We start from the raw sequence: 21,463 nt of genomic DNA, 5'->3' as shown, positions 1-21,463 counted from the left end.
AGGCATCGGATCAAGGAGACGCGTCATGTTGCAGAAGACTTACCCGTACTACCTGGCGAACGTTGCGGTGGCCGCCAACACCGACCTCGAAGTCACCGATAAATTCAGCAGCGAAGTCGCGACCCGCGTCGCGATGGCCGACGCCGCCGCGATCGACAAAGCGATCGGCCATGCCGTCGACGCCATGCCCGCGTTGCGCGCCTTTCCCCCGTTCAAGCGCCAGGCGGTGCTCGAACATTGCGTGAAGCGCTTTCGCGAGCGCTACGACGAGCTGGCGCTGGCGCTGTGCATCGAAGCCGGCAAGCCGATCAACGACTCGAGAGGCGAGGTCACGCGCCTGATCGATACGTTCAAGGTGGCGGCGGAGGAATCGGTGCGCATCGACGGCGAGATCGTCAATCTGGAGATATCGCCGCGCGCCAAGGGCTATCACGGTTATGTGAAGCGTGTGCCGATCGGCCCGTGTTCGTTTATCTCGCCATTCAATTTCCCGCTGAACCTGACCGCGCACAAAGTCGCGCCGGCTATCGCGGCGGGGGTGCCGTTCGTGTTGAAGCCGGCGAGCCGCACGCCGGTCGGCGCGCTCATCATGGGCGAGATTCTGGCGGAGACCGGCCTGCCGAAAGGTGCATTCTCGATTCTGCCCGCGCATCGCGACGGTGCGGATCTCTTCACCACCGACGAGCGCTTCAAATTGCTGTCCTTCACCGGCTCGCCGGCGGTGGGCTGGGACCTCAAAAAGAAAGCCGGCAAGAAGAAGGTGATTCTGGAGTTGGGCGGCAACGCGGCGGCGATCGTCGACGGCGATCAGGGCGAGAAGCTCGACTACGTGGTCGAGCGGCTCGCGTTCGGTGCGTTCTATCAATCGGGGCAGAGCTGTATCGGCGTGCAGCGGATTCTGGTCCACACGAAAATCTACGATGCGCTGCGCGAGAAGCTGATCGCGAAGACGAAGTCGCTGGTGATGGGCGATCCGAAAGACGAAAAGACCTTCGTCGGGCCGATGATCTCCGAATCCGAGTCCAAACGCCTCGCCGGCTGGATGGACAGCGCGGTGCAGGCGGGCGCGAAAATCGTCGCGGGCGGCAAGGTGGACGGCGCGATGTTCGAAGCCACGCTGCTCGAAGGCGTGAAACGCGACACGGATCTGTATCGCAAGGAAGCTTTCGGGCCGGTGGCGATCCTGGAGCGCTTCGACGATTTCGGCGCCGCGCTCGCAACCGTCAACGACAGCGATTTCGGGCTGCAAGCGGGCGTGTTCACGGATTCGCTCGCGCATGCGCATCGCGCGTGGGACGAACTCGACGTGGGCGGCGTGGTGATCAACGACGTGCCCTCGTTCCGGGTCGACAACATGCCTTATGGCGGTGTGAAGGATTCCGGGCTGGGGCGCGAAGGCGTGCGCTACGCGATCGAGGACATGACCGAACTGCGCTTGATGGTGATGCGCGAGACGTGGTGAGGCGGTCAAGTGGTAATGCGTGAGCGGTGAGGCGGGACACGACCTAGCCGCAAAGACGGCTGAGACGCGCCGGCGCCGAACCCACATGCTGTCACACAACTGTCGTCCCCACGAACTACGCTGCGAGCGGGGCGCGCCACGGCTTTGCCGCGATTCTCCGGCGGCGGCGGAGCGTCTCGGCGGCTGGCTTTCACGGGCGTAAGCAGAAAGCCGCCGCATGCGCCATGAGTGTTTTTGCTGAAGTGCTACAATACCGGCCTTTCCGGCGGGTGTTTCCGCCGGCCGGAGCCGGCCGCAATTTTTCCCGCCGTACCGACAGTACCAACGGGTCCCGTGCGGAACGCCGTGGCTCCGCCTTCATCACAATGCCCTCTGCGGTTCCGACCGCTACCGCGCGCACGCGCGAAGCGCATTTTTAGCGAAAGCCACCATGTCCGACACAGCCGTCACGCCCAGTACTGCGACTTTTGATCAATTCGGCCTCGCGCCCGACATCCTGAAAGCCGTCAAAGAGTCGGGCTACACCATCCCCACGCCGATCCAGGAGCAGGCGATCCCTGTCGTGCTGGCCGGCCGTGACATGATGGGCGCCGCGCAAACCGGCACCGGCAAGACCGCGAGCTTCTCGCTGCCGATCATCCAGCGTTTGCTGCCGCAGGCCAGCACGAGCGCTTCGCCCGCGCGCCATCCGGTGCGCGCGCTGATCCTCACGCCGACTCGTGAACTGGCCGACCAGGTCGCCGCGAACGTGCAGGCGTATGCGAAACACACCGCGCTGCGCAGCGCGGTGGTGTTCGGCGGCGTGGATATGAATCCGCAATCCGAGCAACTGCGCCGCGGTGTCGAGATTCTGATCGCCACGCCGGGCCGTCTGCTCGATCACGTGCAACAGAAAACGGCCAATCTCGGCCAGGTGCAGATCCTCGTGCTCGACGAAGCCGACCGCATGCTCGACATGGGCTTCCTGCCGGATTTGCAGCGCATCCTGAACCTGCTGCCGAAAGAACGTCAAACCCTGCTGTTTTCGGCCACGTTCTCGGGCGAAATCAAGAAGCTTGCCGCCACGTATCTGCGTGACCCGCAGACCATCGAAGTCGCGCGCAGCAACTCGACCGCAACCAACGTGACGCAGGTCGTGTACGAAGTCGCCGAGGGCGACAAGACCGGTGCGGTCGTGCAACTGATTCGCGAACGCGGTCTCAAGCAGGTGATCGTGTTCTGCAACAGCAAGATCGGCGCGAGCCGTCTCGCGCGCAGCCTCGAGCGCGACGGCGTGGTTGCGACCGCGATTCACGGCGACCGCACGCAGAATGAGCGGATGCAGGCGCTCGACGCGTTCAAGCGCGGCGAGATCGAAGCGCTGGTGGCTACGGACGTCGCCGCGCGCGGCCTGGATATCGCCGAATTGCCGGCGGTGATCAACTTCGATCTGCCGTTCAATGCGGAAGACTACGTGCACCGGATCGGCCGTACCGGCCGCGCGGGTGCTTCGGGCGATGCGCTGTCGCTGTGCAGCCCGAACGAGCGCAAGCAGTTGGCCGATATCGAGAAGCTGATCAAGCGTCCGCTAGACGTGCAACGCCTGACGGTGGAAGCGCCGGTGCGGCATCACCATGAAGAACGCGCGCCGCGTCGCGAGCGCAGCAGCGACGGCCGTGAGGATCGCGGCAGCCGTCGTCGCACGGGTGCGTCGTCGTCGGGTTCGTACGACCGGCCGCATCATCATCGCGCGCAGCCCGTGGATGATTTCTTCCTGAAGCCTTATGAGCCGTCGCCTTCTTCGGTTCGCAAGATCGAGGAGGCCGCTGCTTCCGCCGCGCCGCAGAAGGCGGCGTCCAAGCAGCCGCTGGCAGCGCTGCTGGGCGGGTTTGGGATGCCGCGGAAGTCGTCCTCGTCTACCTGATTTGTAGTTCGCTGCTTGCGGCTCGGTTTATCTCAAGGGACCGGGCTCGGGCGCAAGCAGGGCGCCGTTTGAAGCGCGGCAAAATTTGAAGCGTGTCGAATACTTACGCCGCACCGCACGCCGTGCCGGTTGCCGCAGCCGGTTTGCGCAATGCGGGCCGCGCACGGCAAGATTTTCAGACGCGAATCGCGCTCACGCTTTCGGTAAGCCCATCCGTTTTGACCATGCTGCCGTGGCGGCAGCATAAAAGCCGTCTAGCGTCGTATAGGTCGCAGCGTTTCCCAGATCGAGCCCAAGATGCCGTGCCGCGGCGCTCAGCGCTTCAAGCGGCTTGTCATGGTCCAGTGCTGTGGCTCCGTTCTGCTTGCTGAGTTTTTCGCCCTCTTCATTCGTGACGACGGGCACATGCAGATATTCGGGTGTCGGCACGCCCAGGCAGCGCTGCAAATAGATCTGCCTAGCCGTTGAATCCATCAAATCCGCGCCGCGCACGATGTGCGTGATGCCCGCGTCCGCGTCGTCGACGACCACCGCCAGTTGATACGCCCATTGGTCGTCCGCGCGCTTCAGCACGAAGTCGCCGACCTCGGTGGCCAGATTTTGAGTCTGTTTGCCTTGCCAGCGGTCTTCGAACGTGATGATCGCCGGGTTGCCGTCCGGCACGCGCAAGCGCCATGCGCGCGCCGGTTTGCCGTGCAGGCCGTTGCGGCAGGTGCCGGGATAGGCGAGCGTCGTATTGCGCGTGTGCGCGTTGAGCAGCGAGTCGGCGATTTCCTTGCGCGTGCAGCCACATGGATAAATCACGCCCGTCGCTTTCAATTGCTCCAGCGCTTCCTGATAGCGCGCCATCCGCGTGCTTTGCCAGGCAGGCGGTTCATCCGCATGCATGCCGAAGCGTTGGAGCGTGGCGAGGATGTCTTCCGCGGCGCCGGGCACTGTGCGCGGGCCGTCGATGTCTTCAACGCGAACGAGCCATGCGCCGCGATGAGCACGTGCGTCCAGCCAGCTTGCGAGCGCGCTGACCAGCGAGCCGAAGTGCAATGGCCCGGTGGGCGAGGGCGCGAAACGTCCGCGATAGGTCATGGGCCAGTGGTGGCGTGGTACGCCGCCGCCATCACGCGGCGCGCGCCGCCTTGCCGTCCGGATGGCATTCCGGACACGTCTTGCCCGCCACGTACAGCGGCGATTCTTGCGCTTGCGGCGGGACCACCGCGCGGCAGCCGAAGCATTGCGTGGTCTTGCTAGGCTCGAGCTGCGGATTGAGCGCGGTGCGGTAGTCGAATACGAAGCAGTCGCCGTGATAATGCGCGCCGCCCACTTCCTCGAAGTACTTCAGAATGCCGCCTTCGAGTTGGTATACGTTCTCGATGCCGACTTCCTTCATGTGGATCGCGGCCTTCTCGCAGCGAATCCCGCCCGTGCAGAACGACACGACCGTCTTGCCTTCCAGGTCCGCGCGATTGTGCTCGATCACTTCGGGAAACTCGCTGAATTTCGTAATGCGGTAATCGAGCGCGTTGTCGAATGTGCCGACGTCGACCTCGAACGCGTTGCGCGTGTCGAGCATCACGACTGGACGGCCCTGGTCGTCGTGACCGCGGTCCAGCCAGTTTTTCAGCGTGGGCGCGTCGACGAACGGCGCGCGGCCGAGTTCCGGCCGGATGGCCGGCTTCTTCATCGTGATGATCTCGCGCTTGAGCTTGACCAGCATACGGGTGAACGGCTGCTTGTCCGACAGGCTTTCCTTGAACTGCAGATTCACGAACTTGCCTTCGAACAGCGCGTCGTGGCGAATGTAGTGGATGAAGGCGTCGGTGTTTTCGCGCGTGCCGGCGACGAACAGGTTAATGCCTTCCGGCGCGAGCAGAATGGTGCCCTTCAGGCCGAGCGCATTGCAGCGTTCCGTGACGAACGGGCGCCATGCAGCGGTGTCTTCGATAGTCGCGAAATGATACGAAGAGAGATTAACGATACTCATGAGTGTCCAGCGGTAAGAAGTGACCGGCCTCGCGGAAAACGGGGGCGCATTGGGCTGCCCGCCTTCAAACGCCATGCGGCGCGGCCACGTCGAATAGGGCGAAACCCGTATTATCCCTCAACCCGGCGCTTTACCCGACTCGGCCGAATGGGCAAGGGTTTGCGGTAGCGCAAATCGTTCGTCAACTTGCTGTCGATTTGCTCTGCGCGAGCGTCCGCTCGCGTGCCCGGCCAACGTAGAAGCGCCTGTGCAAGCGGCTCGCCTATTTGTGTCCTAAGCCGATCGGCTAACGCGCTGCTTTGGCCTGAAAACTCCGGAAGGGTGGAGTTACAATGTCGCCCATGTCAGATCCCCGCTTCGTTCATCTCCGCGTTCACTCCGAATTCTCGATTGCCGACGGCATCGTGCGTCTTGACGACATCGTCAAGGCCGCTGCCAAAGACGGTCAGGGCGCGCTCGCCCTCACCGATCTCGGCAACGCCTTCGGCCTCGTCCGTTTCTACAAGGAAGCCCGCGGCAAAGGGGTCAAACCCATTGCCGGCTGCGACGTCTGGATCACCAATCCGGACGACCGTGACAAGCCTTCCCGATTACTGCTGCTAGTGAAAGACCGGCGCGGCTATCTGAATCTGTGCGAACTGCTCAGCAAGGCCTCGCTCACGAATCAGTATCGCGGCCGCGCAGAGGTCGAGGCGAGCTGGCTGGAATCCGGTCTCGGCGAAGGGCTGCTTGCTTTGTCCGGCGCGCAGCAGGGCGACATCGGTCTCGCGCTCGCGGCGGGCAACGAAGAAGCGGCAAAGCGCAACGCGTTGCATTGGGCCAAAGTGTTCCCGGGCGGCTTCTATATCGAGTTGCAGCGCTGTGGTCTGCCCGGCGGCGAGCAGTATGTGCAGCAGGCGGTCGCGCTCGCGGCGTCGCTGAAATTGCCGGTGGTCGCCACGCACCCCATGCAGTTCATGACGCCGGACGACTTCACCGCGCACGAAGCGCGCGTGTGCATTTCCGAGGGCGATATTCTGGCGAATCCGCGCCGCTCGAAGCGCTTTACGTCCGAGCAGTACTTCCGCACACAGGAAGAGATGGCGGCGCTGTTCGCGGACATTCCGTCGGCGCTCGCCAACTCGGTTGAAATCGCCAAGCGTTGCAACCTCACGCTCGAACTCGGCAAGCCCAAGCTGCCGCTGTTCCCGACACCCGACGGCATGTCGCTCGACGACTACCTCGTGCAGCTGTCGAAAGAGGGGCTCGAAAAGCGTCTCGAGCAGTTGTATCCCGACGCGGCCGAGCGCGAAGCGCAACGCGAAACGTATTACGCGCGCCTCGAATTCGAGTGCGGCACGATCATCAAGATGGGCTTTCCCGGCTACTTCCTGATTGTGGCGGACTTCATCAACTGGGCCAAGAACAACGGCGTGCCGGTCGGACCGGGCCGCGGTTCGGGCGCGGGTTCGCTGGTCGCGTACGCGCTCGGCGTGACCGACCTCGATCCGCTGCGCTACAACCTGCTGTTCGAACGTTTCCTGAATCCGGAGCGGGTGTCCATGCCCGACTTCGACATCGACTTCTGCCAGCACGGCCGCGATCGCGTGATCCAGTACGTGAAGGAAAAGTACGGTGCGGACGCCGTGTCGCAGATCGCCACCTTCGGCACGATGGCGGCAAAGGCGGCGGTGCGCGACATCGGGCGGGTGCTCGACCTCGGCTACATGTTCACGGACGGCATTGCCAAGCTGATTCCGTTCAAGCCGGGCAAGCACGTCACCATCGCCGACGCGATGAAGGAAGAGCCGCTCCTGCAGGAGCGCTTCGACAACGAAGACGAAGTGCATCAGCTACTCGAACTCGCGCAGCGCGTGGAAGGGCTGACGCGTAACGTCGGCATGCACGCGGGCGGCGTGCTGATCGCGCCCGGCAAGTTGACTGATTTCTGCCCGCTATATACGCAGGGCGATGAAAGCGGCGTCGTGAGCCAGTACGACAAGGACGACGTCGAAGCCGTCGGCCTCGTGAAGTTCGACTTTTTGGGTCTGACCACGCTCACGATTCTCGACTGGGCCGAGCGCTATATCCGCCGTCTCGATCCGTCGAAGCAGGACTGGTCGCTCGGGCAGGTGCCGCTCGACGATCCAGCGTCGTTCTCGATCCTGAAGAAAGCGAATACGGTCGCCGTGTTCCAGCTGGAAAGCCGCGGCATGCAAGGCATGCTGAAAGACGCGCAGCCTGACCGCTTCGAGGACATCATCGCGCTGGTCGCGTTGTACCGTCCGGGCCCAATGGATCTGATCCCGAGCTTCTGCGCGCGTAAGCACGGCCGGGAAGTGGTGGAGTATCCGGATCCGCGCGTCGAATCTGTTCTGAAAGAGACCTACGGCATCATGGTCTACCAGGAGCAGGTGATGCAGATGGCGCAGATCATCGGCGGCTACTCGCTGGGTGGCGCCGACTTGCTGCGTCGCGCGATGGGTAAGAAGAAGGCCGAGGAAATGGCCGAGCATCGCGAGTTGTTCCGTCAGGGCGCCGCGAAGAACGGTCTGACCGCGGAAAAAGCGGACGAAATCTTCGACTTGATGGAGAAGTTCGCGGGCTACGGCTTCAACAAGTCGCACGCTGCCGCATATGCGCTGCTCGCGTACTACACCGCGTGGCTGAAGGCGCACCATCCGGCGGAATTCATGGCGGCGAATATGTCGCTCGCCATGGACGACACGGACAAGGTCAAGATCCTGTTCGAAGACTGTCTCACGAACAAGATGGCGGTGCTGCCGCCGGACGTGAATCTGTCCGCGTACCGCTTCGAGCCGGTTGCCGAGCCTGACGGCAAGCGTTCGAAAACGATCCGTTACGGCCTCGGCGCAATCAAGGGCAGCGGCCAGAACGCCATCGAGGAAATCCTGCGCGCGCGTGAAGAAGGTCCGTTCATCGACATCTTCGATTTCTGCAACCGGGTCGACCGCCGCATCGTCAATCGCCGCACGGTCGAAGCTTTGATCCGCGCCGGCGCGTTCGACACCTTGCATGCGAATCGCGCGCAACTGATCGCGTCCGTGTCGCTCGCCATGGAAGCCGCCGAGCAGGCGAGCGCCAATGCCTTGCAGGCGGGTCTGTTCGACATGGGCGACGCGCCCTCGCAAGGTCATGAGCTCGTGGACGAAGCGGAGTGGCCGGAAAAGAAGAAGCTGCAGGAAGAGAAGGCCGCGCTCGGCTTCTACCTGTCGGGCCATCTGTTCGACGCCTACAAGGGCGAAGTGCGCCGCTTCGTGCGCCAGAAGATCGGCGAGCTGAAGGAAGGACGCGACAAGCTGATCGCGGGCGTGATCGCCTCGCTGCGCACGCAGATGACCCAGCGGGGCAAGATGCTGATCGCGTTGCTCGACGACGGCACCGGCCAGTGCGAAGTCACGGTGTTCAACGAAACGTTCGAGGCGCACAAGCAGCTGTTCAAGGAAGACGAACTGCTGGTCGTGCAAGGCCAGGCGCGTAACGACGCGTTCACGGGCGGTATCCGCTTCACCGTCGACACGGTCATGGACCTCGGCCGTGCGCGCTGCCGTTATGCGGAGGCGGTCAAGGTGCAGATGAACGGCAATGCGGACGCGCTGGCGTTGCGTCGCGTGCTCGAAGCGCACAGCGCGGGTAAGGACGAACCGCAAGCTGTCGCGGCGCCGGCGGCATCATCGCGTGGTGGAAATGGCGGCGGCAACAGCGGCGGCCGTAATGGCGGCGGCTATGGCGGAGGTGGCCAGCGTCAGGCGGTACAGATTCCGAACGGGCTCGCCGTGCAGGTGGTCTATCGCAGCCAGAATGCGGAAGGTGAAATGCGCCTGGGCGACGCATGGCGCGTGAAGCCGACCGACGAACTGCTCGCAGCGTTGCGCGGCGAGTTCGCGGGAAGCTCGATCGAGATCGTCTATTGATCGGTGATGCTGCCGGCGCGGCTTACGTCCCAGAACCTACCGCCGCGCCTTCTCCCCCAGCCGCGCCAGCTTCAAAAACCGGTAATACACCGTCTCCGCATTGAACACCGCGATCATAAAACCGGCGCGGCCGTCCAGGAAACCGCGGCGCAGCAGGTAAGTCCGCACGAACGCCCACGCGCCGCGCCCGAGCGCCTTGCCAAAGCTGCCGCGTTGCCCCGCCGCGTGACGTTGCTGGGCACCCGCCGTCGAATATGCGTCGAGCTTGCGCAACACGCCTTCGAAGTCCTCGTAGGAGTAATGCATCAGCTTGCCGTCGAGTCGCTGCGCGGGCGTGTCGAACACCAGTCGCTCATGCACCAGGTCGTCGGAGAATCGCGCGGCGCCGCGTTTGAAGAGGCGCGGAATCCAGTCCGGATACCAGCCGCTGTGATGAATCCAGTGGCCGCAAAAGCTCGACAGCCGGTCTACCGCGTAGACCTCGGCAGTGGGAGTCGTCATCGCGGCGCGAATCGCGGAGGCCAGTTCCGGTGAGACGATCTCGTCGGCATCGATCGAAAGAATCCAGCTTGTGCTGAGCGCGTCGACCGCGCGATTCTTTTGCGGGCCGAAGCCCGGCCAATCGGTTTGCTCGATCACGCGTGCGCCGTGCGCGCGGGCGATCTCGGCTGTGCCGTCGGTGCTGCCGCCGTCGATCACGACGATCTGATCGGCGAAGGCCACGGCTTGCAGACATTCTGCCAGCCGCGCCGCCGCGTTTTTGGTGATGATGGCGACGCCGAGGGTGGTTTCTTGCATACCTGAAGTAGCGTGGTGGGCGGAATGACGGAACGGGTCGCGCAAGCGGAATGCGCCAGGCGAGTTGCACGAGGAGTATACACAGCCGGTTCTCAACCTTCGACGCTCACCCCCAAGCGTTTACAATGCTCTTTTTCGATATTCCGCCCGGCCGGCCTTCCGTCCGCCGCGCGGCTGCCGTTCCGCCTTCTCAGAGGATTCCTTGAGCGCGAAGCCAACGTTAAGCAAACCCATCGGTTCAGGCGAGGCGTCGTCGGCCGCCGTCGTCTTTAAACGGCTGTGGCCGTATATCCAGCCGCTGATCTGGGTTCTCCTAGGCGCAATCGTCGCAATGGCCGTCAGCGCCGCCACCGACGCGGCGATCCCAGCCTTGCTCAAGCCTCTGCTGGACAAGGGCTTCGGCGCGCACGCCAACGACAAGACCAAGTGGTTCGTGCCCGCCGCGGTGATCGGCCTCGCCCTGGTTCGCAGCCTGTCGCAATACGCGTCCGGCTATCTGCTCGCCTACGTGACGAACAAGATCCTGCTCGACCTGCGCCTGAAGATGTTCAGCCGCATGATTCACACGAGCGTCGCCTTCTTCCAGCGCGAAACCGCGAGTACGGTCATCAATGCGATCGTCTTCGAAGTGAACCAGATTCTCAACGTGCTGCTGAGCGTGCTGGTCACGCTGGTGCGCGATTCGCTCACCGTTGTCTTTCTGCTCGGCTATCTGTTCTATCTGAACTGGCGTTTGACGCTGATCGTCGCGGTGCTGCTGCCGGCCATCGGCTGGCTGGTCGGCAAGATCAACCGCCGTTTGCGCCGTCTGAACCGCGAGCATCAGTTGCTGACCAACGAGCTTTCGTACATCGTCGAAGAGTCGGTGGGTGGCTACAAGGTCGTCAAGGTGCACAACGGCGAGCAGTACGAGATGGACCGCTTCGAGGCAATGAGCAAGCGTCTGCGCGGCTACGCCATGCGCATGACCGTGTCCGGCGGCCTCGCGCAGCCGTTGACGCAGTTCCTTGCGTCGATCGCGCTTGCTGTAGTGATTACGATCGCGGTGGTGCAGTCGTCGTCGGATCAGACCACCGTCGGCGGCTTCGTCGCCTTCGTCACGTCGATGCTGCTGATCATCTCGCCGCTCAAGCATCTGATGGACGTGAACCAGCCGCTGCAACGCGGCATGACGGCGTGCGAACTGATCTTCGGTCTGATCGACGAGCCGTCTGAACCGGCAGGCGGCGGCAAGCCGCTCGATCGAGCGCGTGGCGAAGTGGAATTCCGCGACGTCTCGTTCAACTACAGCGCTAACGCGACACACAACCGCCACACGCTCGACCAGGTGTCGTTCAAGGTGGCGCCGGGCGAAATGGTCGCGCTCGCGGGCCCGTCGGGCAGCGGCAAGACCACGCTGGTGAATCTGCTGCCGCGCTTTTTCGATCCGACCGCCGGCCAGATTCTGGTCGACGGCGTGGCGATCCCCGAATACGATTTGCACGCGTTGCGCAGTCAGATCGCGATGGTGAGCCAGGACGTGGTGCTGTTCAACGATACGGTCGCCAATAACGTCGCCTACGGCCAGACCGCGGATCCCGAGAAGGTCAAGGCGGCGCTGCGCGCTGCCAATTTGTGGGACACCGTCGAGGCCATGCCGAAAGGCATCGACACATTGGTCGGCGACAACGGCTTGATGCTCTCGGGCGGCCAGCGGCAGCGTCTGGCAATCGCGCGCGCGATCTACAAGGACGCGCCGATCCTGATTCTCGACGAGGCGACCTCGGCGCTGGATTCCGAGTCCGAGCGGCACGTCCAAGCCGCGCTGGAAACCTTGATGAAGGGCCGCACGACGCTCGTCATCGCGCACCGCCTCTCGACCATCGAGCGCGCCAACCGGATTCTCGTCATGGAAGCGGGGCGCATCGTCGAGAGCGGCAGCCATCGTGAACTGCTGGCGCGAGACGGGCTGTACGCGCATCTGCACCGCATCCAGTTCCAGCAGACCACGGCCTGACGCGCGCGACACGTCGTTCCGCCATTCGGCTTTCCATTCACGCGGTCCGCTGGCCCGGACCGCGCATGACTTCCCCTTAACATTTGACGAGGCGCAGGCGCGCGCGGTCTGAATGAAGAAACTTGGACTCTCCAGTAACGCCCTGCGGCATAGCGGCGGGCTCGAGCGCTACGCCATGGATCTGGTGCGGGGCTTCGCCGCGCTCGGCGTCGAACCGGCTTTCTTCGCGCGCCGCTTCGACGCGTCGTTGCCCGAATTCAAACTGGTCGAGCCGCACCGTATCAACGTCTCGTTCCTGCCGGGCAAACTGCGCGATCGCTGGTTTTCGTGGCGCTTGCGCGCGGCGCGGCGCGCGGCGCAGGTTGATGTGCTGATCGGCTGCAACCGCGTGGATTCGTCGGAGCTGGCGATCTGTGGCGGCACGCATCTTGGTTTTCTGCGGGCGACGGGGCGCGCGCAGAAGCCTTCGGACGGCTGGCAGATCGCGCTCGAGCGCCGTCAGTACGAGCGCTCGAAAGTGGTCGTGGCGCATTCACAGTTGATGCACGACGAACTGCGCGAACTATACGGGGTCGACGAAGCGAAGATCCGCGTGCTGTTTCCGCCCGTCGATGCCACACGTTTCGCGCCGACCGACGCCGCCACGCGCGCCGCGTTGCGCCACAAATATGGTTTCGCCGACAACGAAATCGTCCTGCTGTTTCCGTCGAGCAGCCATGAGCGCAAGGGCTTGCCGCTCATCGAAGCCGCGCTGCGTGACACGTCGCTGCCCGTGGTTGTGGCCGTGGCGGGGCGGCCGCCCGCGCGCGCATCCGAACGGCTGCGCTATATCGGCTACGTGAAAGAGCTCGCGGAGTGCTATCAGGCCGCGGACTTCACAATCCTCGCATCGACGTATGAGCCGTTCGGCCTGGTCGGCATTGAATCGGTGATGTGCGGCACGCCGGTCATTTTCCCGTCGAGCATCGGCTGCTGCGATGCGATCGCGCCGCACGCGAAGTTCGTTTTCGCGCCGGACGACCTCGCCGACCTGCGTGCCACTCTCGAGCGGGCAGTGCGCGCGCATCGCGATGGCACGCGTCGCGCGCCGTCCGAACTTGCCCGCGACGCGGTGCTTTACGACGCAAGTGTGGCCGCTCACGCCAGCGAGCTGTTGACGCTGGCGCGGCAGATCGACGCCGCGCGTTAGGACTCGCCGCTGCCTTGCCGTGTAAGGCGCGGGCGGCCCTGCTGGCGCGGTGTTGCGTCGTTCGGCGGCAGGGCCACATGTTATAATTTCGAACTACCAACGCTCGAACTCAAATCGAGCGGAACGCCCCATTTTATTTCATCGAGCTTTCCATGCCGGCCTGGACAGGCGGCGGGCCAAAGGCGCCGCGTCCCGAGCCGCGCCAGCCCGCCGTGACGGGACCGTCGCCGCTGCGCTGGAGGCCTTCGGGAAGAATACCGCTGGAGATTGTGCATGGCGAACGCGACCTCACGCCGGGTATCGGCGTACTGCAAGATCGCGGCGGGAACCCACGCGCCGATGAGCCTATGAGTCGGCTTGCCGGGCGTCTTCGTATTTTTGCGCGGGCTATCCCGCGACTGCTGATCAAGCCACTGCGCCGCGAGTCGCGGCATCCGCGCCGTATCCTGATTGCGCATCATCTGTTGCTGGGCGACACGCTGCTGCTCACGCCGTTGCTCGCCAAGCTGCGCGAGCAATACCCTCAGTCGCAGATCGTTCTCGCCTGTCCGAAGGCGATCGTGCCGCTGTACGCCGGCCGGCCCTTCGACGTCACGGCCTTGCCGTTCGATCCGCGGGATTCGAAGTCCGTGCGCGACGTTCTGCTTTCCGGCCCTTACGACCTCGGCATGGTGCTCGGCGACAATCGTCATAGCTGGCTCGCGCTGGGCGCGGGTTGCCGCTGGATCGTCGGACACTCGGGCGATCGGCCGGCCTGGAAAAACTGGCCGCTCAACCGCAGCGTGCCGTATCCCGACACGGCGGCGGCCTGGGCCGACCTCGCCACGGAACTGATCGACGGGCCGCCGCCGCGCGCTTATCGCCCCGCCGACTGGCGCGCGCCGCAACATGCGGCGCTGCCCGAGCCGTCGCTGCTGACCCAGCCTTACGTCGTGCTGCATCCGGGCGCGAGCACCAGCGTCAAACGCTGGCCCAACGCGCGCTGGCGCGATCTGGCGCAACGCGTGGAAGCACTCGGCTATCTGCCGGTATGGACCGGCGGTCCGGGCGAGGCCGAACTGATTCGCGCGATCGATCCGGACCCGCATCATCCGAACCTGGCGGCGCGGCTCGGCCTCGGCGAGTTGTGGCATCTGTTTGCCGGCGCGCAAGCCGTGGTTTGTCCCGATACCGGCGTCGCGCATCTGGGGCGTCTGATTGGGGTGCCCACGCTCGCGCTGTTCGGGCCTGGCAACGCGCTGATTCACGGCGCGGGCCGCTATTGGCGCGAGGTGCCCTTCGTGCCGATTACGATCGCCGACATGCCGTGCCGCGATCAGCCTTTTATTTTCCGCCGAGAGGTAGCATGGGTGCGACGCTGTGATCGCAACGAGACAACCTGCGTCGCGTGGCGCGGCGACCATGCCGACTGCATGGGCCGGCTGTCGGTCGAGTCGGTATATAACGCATTGCAAAATGTTCTGGTGAAAGTGTAATGACTCACACGGCTGCGCGAGTGGAGCGCGTGTTCTGGGTTGCCTGTCCGGTCATTCTGTTCGTGGTGATGTTCGGCCACATGACGGCGATCGTCTTCAACGCGCTCGCCCTGATGGCGCTCGGTGTGGCGGCGGCGGCCTGGTCGCCCGAGCGGCCCTCGCCGCGGCACTGGCCGCTGGCGCTGCCCATCGCGGGCTGGGCCGGCTGGAGCCTCGCCTCGGTTGCGTGGTCCATGTATCCGATGATCAGTCTGCACGCCTGGTGCGACGAAGTGCTCTATCCGCTGGTGTCGTTCTGGGGCTTCTGGCTATTCGGCACCCAACTGCGGCGGCCCGAGCCCGTGGTGGCCGTCAACTGGATCGCCTGCGTGGCGGTCGCCGTGATCAGCGCGCTCAACTGGGGGCATTTGCAACCGCCCACCGCCAATACCTTCCCCATGCATTTCTATAACCGCGTCGGCCACACCAGCACGCTCGCGGTATTTGCCATGGCGCTGTTCGCGGGCTTCATGCTGCGGCCTCGTTGGCGCGTGATCGGCGCGAGCGGCATCGTGCTGTGCCTCTTCATTGGCCTCGCAACGCTCAACCGGTTCTTCTGGCCGGCGGCTGCCGCGACGCTGCTGGTCGCGCTGTTTCCGCTGTACCGGCGGCGCCTGCCGCTGGCGTTGCTGGTCATTGCCGTGGTGGGCGCGGCCGGCGTCGGCACGCTCGAACTTAGCTCCCGCCTGCGCACGGCTGCTCTGCCTCCTTCCGTGCAGCAGCCGCACGACCTGGCGATCGACGGTCATCCGGTCTATGTGCCGGGTTCGCTTTCCGCGATCGGCGACACGGTGTCGGCCGACACGCGTCCGAAGCTATGGGCGTTCTATATCCACGAGGCCGAGCGCCACCGGTGGATCGGCGTGGGTTTCGGCAAGCCGCTGCCGGGTATCGTCTATCGCAGCGAGATGCCGGCCAGTTTGCTGGCGGTCGAACCGCAAGCGCTGACGCATGCGCACAACCTGTTCATCAACACGTGGTTGCAGACGGGATTCGTCGGCGTGGTGCTGCAGACCGTGCTGTTGCTGTGCCTCGTTTTTCGTTTCTGGCGGCTGCGGCGAGTCAAGCCGTGGCAGTGCGCCGCGGGCGTTGCGCTGGTGGCCGGTATGATCGCGAAAAATTCGACCGACGACTTCATGTGGCAGACCACCATGCTGGCATTCTGGGCTTTTGCGGGCCTGCTGCTAGGTTGCGCGGAACAGGCGCGCGCGCCGGGCGCAGCGTCGAGCGGGACCGCACGTGGGCAATCCACGGCGGCGCGCAGTGAACAGCGGCGCGAAGCGCCAACGGCCGAGTTGGGCGAATAACCAGGATGACAAACGTGAACACCCGCTCTATCGAAGCCGACCGCACCCCGCTGCGCATCCTGTTTCATATCAACGATTTCGGCAAAGGCGGCACCGAGACCGCGTTGCTCGCCTGGCTGAAGACGCTCGACCGGCGCCTGTTCGCGCCGAGCCTGTCGGTGGCGTATCCGACCGACGACCTGGCGTTCTGGCGCGCGCAGTCCATTCCCGAAGACGTTCCCGTTCACGTGCTCGCCTCGTCGAAATGGATGTACGCGCTGCATGACGCGGCGCGCCGGCGCAAGCTGGGCACCGGCGAGAAGTTACTGCACAAGCTGTCGACCTACGGCGCGATCCGGCCGCTGCTGGCGCTGCGTATGCGGCATCTGGTCAAGCAACACGATCTGGTTTGCGATTTCGACTTTTCGCTGCGCCATATGGCGGGCAGTGGCAACGTGCCCTGGTTCGGCGTCAATCATTTCAGCCTGGCGGCACGGCTCGGCGGCAAGAGCGCGCGGTACATCGCCCGGCGCGTGCGGCATTACGCGCGTTACTCGGCGATCACCGTGCTGATCCCCGCCATGCTGCACGAGGCGCGGGAACTCTTTTCGACAACCGGCGTGGAGATGGACATTGTCGAGTTGCCGAATGTGATCGACGTCGACTCGCTGCGGCAGGCCGCGCGCGCGGAGATCGAACGTCCGGCTGAGTCGTTCATCGTTTCCGTGGCGCGTCTGGACGAAGGTCAGAAGGACCACAAGACCTTGTTGCGAGCCTACGCCCAGTTGCGCGAGCGCGGCCGCTGCGAGGCGGCGCTCGTTCTGATCGGCGAAGGGCGGGACCGGCGCGAACTGGAGCAACTCGCCGACCAACTGGGGATCGGTGCATCGGTACAGTTTCTTGGCTTCTGCGCCAATCCGTTGCCCTATATCCGGCAGGCAGAAATGCTCGTGCTGAGCAGCCGCTATGAGGGTTGCGCCGTGGTGCTCGGCGAGGCGATGGCGCTCGGCACGCCGGTGCTGTCGACGGATTGCCCGACCGGTCCGCGAGATATGCTGGAAGGTGGCAAGGCCGGTCTGCTGGTGCCGATCGGCGACGTGGACGCCATGGCGCTCGCCATCGAACGCCTGCTGACGGACACCGAGCTGCGCCGCAGCGTCGCGCAAGCCGCGCTGCAAAAAGTCGAGACGTTCACGCCGCCACGCGCCAATCAGCGGATGCTGGAACTGGCGGTGCGCCTGCTGGCGAAGCAGGGCTCGCCGTCGGGCGTGCTGGAGCCTCGCTGAAGCGCAAGCCCGAGATTCACACGCCGCCAGTCACTAGCGGCAACACCGTCAGGTCTGGATGCGTGCCATCTACGATACTGCGGCCCACGTGCACGGCTTCATACACGGCTTCGTCCTCGCCGGCAAAACTCTCTTCGCCGTCGGGGTGAAACGGCACCGCATGGCCGGGAATGGCCGGGTCCGCGCCCGGATGGCAAACGTAGCCGATATACGTGTAGCGCAGATTCGCCGCGCTCGGCGTGTGCCCTTCGCTGGGCGGGTTCTTCAGGAACGGCGCTACGTGAATCTCGAATCCCTCGTACTCCACCATCTGCCAGGCTGCGGTTTGATCGGCCATGGCCGCCTCCGTCTAGTCACGCGCTTGTCAAAAAGTCTAGGTGATTTAAACGTAACGCGCGCTCAAAACGGCTACGGCTAAACCGTTACGGCTTGATGGCGCCGAGTTGCTTGAGCAGCGTCAGGTTGTCTTCGAGGTGCCAGTTTTCGACAATGTGGCCGTCTTTCACGCGATATAGATCGAAGGCCTGGAAATCGACGGTCTGGCCGTTGCCTTTGAGGTTCTGGAACTGCCCGGTGAAATGACCATGGAAATGCAGATGAACCGAGGCGCGATCGCCGGCCACCACGAGGTCGTCGATTTCCGCGTGCAGGTCGGGCACCGCCGCGCGAAAACCTTTCGACGCCTGCAGCGGACCGTCAGGACCTTGCGGGCGTCCATCCGGCAAGGTGCGGTCGATGAAGGCGGGCGAGAGTGCGAGCTTCGCGTAGGCCTCGTCGCCGGTATTCCAGAAGGCGGCATATCGGCGGGCGGTTCGCACGACTTCGGCGCTTTGCGCCGAGTTCGACGCGACGGCGACGTGGTGCGGCACGGGCAGGTCTGCGTCGCTGGCGGCGTGGGCGCTCAAGGCGCCGGCGAGGCTCGCGGCGATCAGCACGTGGCGGCCGATTCGCGAGAGGGAAGAGGTGGACATGGTGCGCTCCCGAGAGAGTTGAAGTGGATGAAGCGTATTCTCCGGAGTAAGGCCGTGTTTGATAATCAGTCTGTCGCTTAAAGGATTATCTGTTTTTATTTGAAAATGACCGCGACGCCGTGAACGCCCGGGCGACGAAGTAACAGAGTCCTTCCAGCCGACCGCGCGACATCTATCGTCAGATAGAATGGTGCGCTTTGCCCGTACACGACTCCGCCCATGTGGTTCAAAAACCTTCAGCTTCACCGTCTTCCCGCTCCGTGGTCCGTCACTCCGGAACAGATGCAGAAGTGGCTCGCGCCGCACGCGTTCGCGCCCGGCAACAGCGTCGAGATGCAAAGCCATGGCTGGGCATCGCCGCGCGATAACGACTCGCTGGTCTATTCGCTCAATGGCCAGATGTTGCTGGTGTTTCGCGCCGAAAAGAAACTGCTGCCGGCGTCGGTCGTCACGCAGGTGACCAAGGAACGCGCGCTCGAACTCGAAGATCAGCAGGGCTTCAAACCCGGCCGCAAGCAGATGCGCGAACTCAAGGAACAGGTCACCGACGAACTGTTGCCGCGCGCTTTCAGCATTCGCCGCGACACGCGCGTGTGGATCGATTGCAAGAACGGCTGGCTCGTGATCGACGCGGCTTCGCAAGCGGTCGCCGATGAAGTGCGCGGCCTGCTGGTCAAGTCGATCGATCAATTGCCGCTCGGCACGGTGCGCGTCACGCACTCGCCGGTCGCCGCCATGACCGAATGGCTGCTGTCAGGCGAGGGCCCCGCCGGCTTCACGCTCGACCAGGACACCGAGTTGCGTTCGCCCACCGAAGGCAACGCGACCGTGCGCTATGTGGGACATACTTTGGATGCCGAAGATATGCGCCGTCATATCGAAGCCGGCAAGCAATGCATGCGGCTCGCAATGACGTGGAACGACCGCGTGTCGTTCGTGCTGACGCCCTCGCTGACGATCAAGCGCATCGCGCCGCTCGACGTGCTGAAGGAAGCGAGCGACCCCACCGCGCAAAACGATGACGAACGCTTCGACTCCGACGTCACGTTAATGACCGCCGAACTCGACCGCATGCTGAGCAATCTGCTCTATGCGTTGGGTGGCGAGCAGGGCGGCGAAGCCATGCCGCAAGCCAAGGCGGCGTAAGCAGCTTCTGGTTTCATGGTTCGTTGCAGGCCGGCGCGTTGAAGTCATTTCCGCGCCGGCCTTTTTTGTGGCCAATCGATCTGGGCGCGAAAGCGCATCGGCGTGAGCGGCACAAAAATACGCGAGCGAGGCGTGGCAAATGTGCGCTGTCGCTTCGTGGATCACTCCCGGGCCACGCGCGCCCGCGCCGCCAAACTGGTTAAGATGGCGATCAGCAGAACGCATCAGTCACGGAGGACTCGCAATGGTTCGTCTGGTCATGATTCTGTTGGGCGTCGATTATCTGCGCACGCGCTGGCGATCGTTGCGGATTGCCGGTTGCATCAGTTTTCTGCTCGGCGTGTTCGTGTTCATCGACGCGCTCGATAGCGCGCTCTATTTTCCCATCACCCCGTTTGTCTCGTTGCTGTTGCTCGAAGGCCTTGCCACGCTAGCCGTCGCCTGGACCGGCATGGGCGGGCAACGCACGCTGCGCTACGTGAAAGGCATCGCGTTCACCACTGCCGCGGCGCTGATTCTGATCGGCCACGAGCACGGCAATTTCATTCTGTCGATGATCTTCGGCACGCTCTTTTTCGCCGATGGCCTCCTGCAGATCGTCGCGGCAAGAGTGGTCCGCTTTCGCACATGGCGGCTCGCGATGATCGGCGGCGCCGTCGAAATTGCGCTGGCGATTTTCTTCTATCAACCCTATCCGACCCACTACGTGGGCACGGTGCCGTACTGTGTCGGACTCGGGCTGATCTTTGGCGGATGGAACATGATCCTGCTGAGCACGCGGGTGCGGCGGCTCGCGTCGAACCCCGCGGTCGCCGCCGGCGACTCCGCGGCCGACGCCGGCATTGCCGCCGCGAGCGCGCTGGCCGCCTGCCGTCTGATCGCGCACGAATGGGACGGCCCGCCGGCCGCCGACGAAGCCGCGTTGACCGTGCATGTGTGGACGCCGGTCGGTTCGGCCAAGGGCGAGGCGCGCCGGCAATTGATCGTGGATCGCTATATCGCGGCGGTGGATCGCAACGGCGTGATATCGACCGGCCATGCCGCGCTCGAATCGCCCGAGGGCGTCTATATCAGCCTGTATCCCGGCGTCGAGATCGATCGTTCGCCGGACGACTTCGCGCGGCTTCTGCGTGCCACGCGCGAGAACGACATGCCGGGACTATTCCAGCCCGATTACCCGACCGAAGCGAAAGCGTGGTGTCCGTCGACGGTTCAGGTGCGCATCCGCAACTACGATCCGGTTCGCCTGAGCCGCTTCTGGGAGACGTATCGACAGGACACGACTTACAACCTCACGCATCGCAACTGCTCGAGCAGTGTCTCGCGGGCACTGGAAGCCGCGATCGAAGGCGCCTCGTCGCGCGTGTGGGGTAATCTTGGCGGCTGGCAGCCGTTTTTGCGCGTGATCTCGACGCCGGAATTGTGGGTCGCCGCGCAAGTGCGCAAGCGAGCCGCGACGATGGCGTGGACACCCGGCCTCACGCTCGACTACGCGCGTGCGCTGAGCATGCTGGCCGACCCGCGGCCTTCGGGCTGGGTCAAGATGGCACGGCTCGCGGTGCGCAGAATGGTTCGCTCGCGTCAGCGGTGGCGCGAAGAGGCCCGTCACGCGCACGTTGCCGACGACGCGGCGCGCGGCACGGTGCGCGAATGACGCGCGCCGGGTGCATGCGCTGCCTAACTTCGGCGTCGCGGCAGAAACGGCAATCGCATCAACGGCTTGCAGTTTTTGCCGGATAGTTATGCACAGATTTGCGAACAGATTCTGTGGATAAATCTGTCCCGCGGAGCACATGGTTCACGAACTTCCGTTCCGTTTGAATTCAATAGGTTAGTTGTTGGCACGCTGGCTCCGGTTGTTCATCTCATCGTGGCACCGCAGTGTGTTGCGAGGAATATCGTGGGGAAAAATCGTTCGCAAGCGTTAGCGAAGGGACGCTCCTTAAACCTGGCGACGCCGATCGCGGCCGCATCGTGAACGATGGCAGTCGACTGTCTGGCCGAGTGAACGCAAGGCGAA

Annotated in this window: 15 protein-coding genes; 10 read left to right on the top strand and 5 right to left on the bottom strand. The window is 64.0% G+C overall.

The genetic code is table 11. The features are described from left to right. Positions 1 to 25: 25 nt before the first annotated feature. Positions 26 to 1,462 carry an aldehyde dehydrogenase family protein gene (locus tag B0G71_RS14510; protein ID WP_116142502.1) on the top strand — a complete coding sequence of 479 codons (1,437 nt, stop codon included), beginning with the start codon at positions 26 to 28 and terminating at the stop codon, positions 1,460 to 1,462. 430 nt (positions 1,463 to 1,892) lie between these two features. Next, positions 1,893 to 3,365: a DEAD/DEAH box helicase gene (locus B0G71_RS14500; protein WP_116142501.1), complete on the top strand. Its 1,473-nt coding sequence runs from the start codon at positions 1,893 to 1,895 to the stop codon at positions 3,363 to 3,365. 192 nt (positions 3,366 to 3,557) lie between these two features. Here the strand turns inward: B0G71_RS14500 and gluQRS are convergent, their stop codons facing one another. Then, positions 3,558 to 4,448: a tRNA glutamyl-Q(34) synthetase GluQRS gene (gene gluQRS / locus B0G71_RS14495; RefSeq protein ID WP_116142500.1), complete on the bottom strand. Its 891-nt coding sequence runs from the start codon at positions 4,446 to 4,448 to the stop codon at positions 3,558 to 3,560. 31 nt (positions 4,449 to 4,479) lie between these two features. Further along, a complete protein-coding gene (locus B0G71_RS14490; RefSeq protein ID WP_106280245.1) occupies positions 4,480 to 5,343 on the bottom strand; it encodes a sulfurtransferase in 864 nt (287 codons plus the stop codon). A 332-nt stretch (positions 5,344 to 5,675) separates the two neighbouring features. Between B0G71_RS14490 and dnaE the strand changes: the two genes are divergently transcribed. Next, positions 5,676 to 9,257, top strand: coding sequence for a DNA polymerase III subunit alpha (dnaE, locus tag B0G71_RS14485; RefSeq protein ID WP_116142499.1), 3,582 nt, complete (start codon positions 5,676 to 5,678; stop codon positions 9,255 to 9,257). A gap of 36 nt (positions 9,258 to 9,293) precedes the next feature. Here the strand turns inward: dnaE and B0G71_RS14480 are convergent, their stop codons facing one another. Then, entirely contained in the window at positions 9,294 to 10,055 is a 762-nt protein-coding gene (locus tag B0G71_RS14480) for a glycosyltransferase family 2 protein (protein WP_116142498.1), read from the bottom strand. Positions 10,056 to 10,257: 202 nt separating this feature from the next. On the opposite strand from B0G71_RS14480, the gene msbA reads away from it, so the two are divergent. The 5 genes from msbA (at position 10,258) to B0G71_RS14455 (ending at position 17,326) form a co-directional block, all read left to right on the top strand. Beyond that, complete coding sequence (gene msbA, locus B0G71_RS14475; RefSeq protein ID WP_116142497.1) at positions 10,258 to 12,051, top strand: lipid A export permease/ATP-binding protein MsbA; 1,794 nt, start codon at positions 10,258 to 10,260, stop codon at positions 12,049 to 12,051. Positions 12,052 to 12,163: 112 nt separating this feature from the next. Further along, complete coding sequence (locus B0G71_RS14470; RefSeq protein ID WP_116142496.1) at positions 12,164 to 13,240, top strand: glycosyltransferase family 4 protein; 1,077 nt, start codon at positions 12,164 to 12,166, stop codon at positions 13,238 to 13,240. 347 nt (positions 13,241 to 13,587) lie between these two features. Then, positions 13,588 to 14,715, top strand: coding sequence for a glycosyltransferase family 9 protein (locus B0G71_RS14465; RefSeq protein ID WP_116148607.1), 1,128 nt, complete (start codon positions 13,588 to 13,590; stop codon positions 14,713 to 14,715). Beyond that, on the top strand, positions 14,715 to 16,061 hold the full coding sequence (locus B0G71_RS14460; RefSeq protein ID WP_116142495.1) for an O-antigen ligase: 1,347 nt from the start codon (positions 14,715 to 14,717) through the stop codon (positions 16,059 to 16,061). Before B0G71_RS14465 ends, B0G71_RS14460 begins: the two co-directional genes overlap by 1 nt. A gap of 5 nt (positions 16,062 to 16,066) precedes the next feature. Continuing rightward, on the top strand, positions 16,067 to 17,326 hold the full coding sequence (locus B0G71_RS14455) for a glycosyltransferase (RefSeq protein ID WP_116142494.1): 1,260 nt from the start codon (positions 16,067 to 16,069) through the stop codon (positions 17,324 to 17,326). 16 nt (positions 17,327 to 17,342) lie between these two features. On the opposite strand, the gene B0G71_RS14450 is transcribed toward B0G71_RS14455, so the two are convergent. Further along, positions 17,343 to 17,663: a hypothetical protein gene (locus tag B0G71_RS14450; RefSeq protein ID WP_116119385.1), complete on the bottom strand. Its 321-nt coding sequence runs from the start codon at positions 17,661 to 17,663 to the stop codon at positions 17,343 to 17,345. An 85-nt stretch (positions 17,664 to 17,748) separates the two neighbouring features. After that, positions 17,749 to 18,297: an ester cyclase gene (locus B0G71_RS14445; RefSeq protein ID WP_116142493.1), complete on the bottom strand. Its 549-nt coding sequence runs from the start codon at positions 18,295 to 18,297 to the stop codon at positions 17,749 to 17,751. Between the two features lie 219 nt (positions 18,298 to 18,516). Between B0G71_RS14445 and B0G71_RS14440 the strand changes: the two genes are divergently transcribed. Then, entirely contained in the window at positions 18,517 to 19,443 is a 927-nt protein-coding gene (locus tag B0G71_RS14440) for a recombination-associated protein RdgC (protein WP_116142492.1), read from the top strand. A gap of 244 nt (positions 19,444 to 19,687) precedes the next feature. After that, positions 19,688 to 21,097: an HdeD family acid-resistance protein gene (locus B0G71_RS14435; protein ID WP_116142491.1), complete on the top strand. Its 1,410-nt coding sequence runs from the start codon at positions 19,688 to 19,690 to the stop codon at positions 21,095 to 21,097. The last annotated feature ends 366 nt before the right edge of the window (positions 21,098 to 21,463 follow it).

It is taken from the genome of Paraburkholderia sp. BL27I4N3 (assembly GCF_003386115.1).
GTDB lineage: Bacteria > Pseudomonadota > Gammaproteobacteria > Burkholderiales > Burkholderiaceae > Paraburkholderia.
Note: the sequence above shows the minus strand (reverse complement) of the source record. Positions and strands in the feature narration are given on the sequence as shown.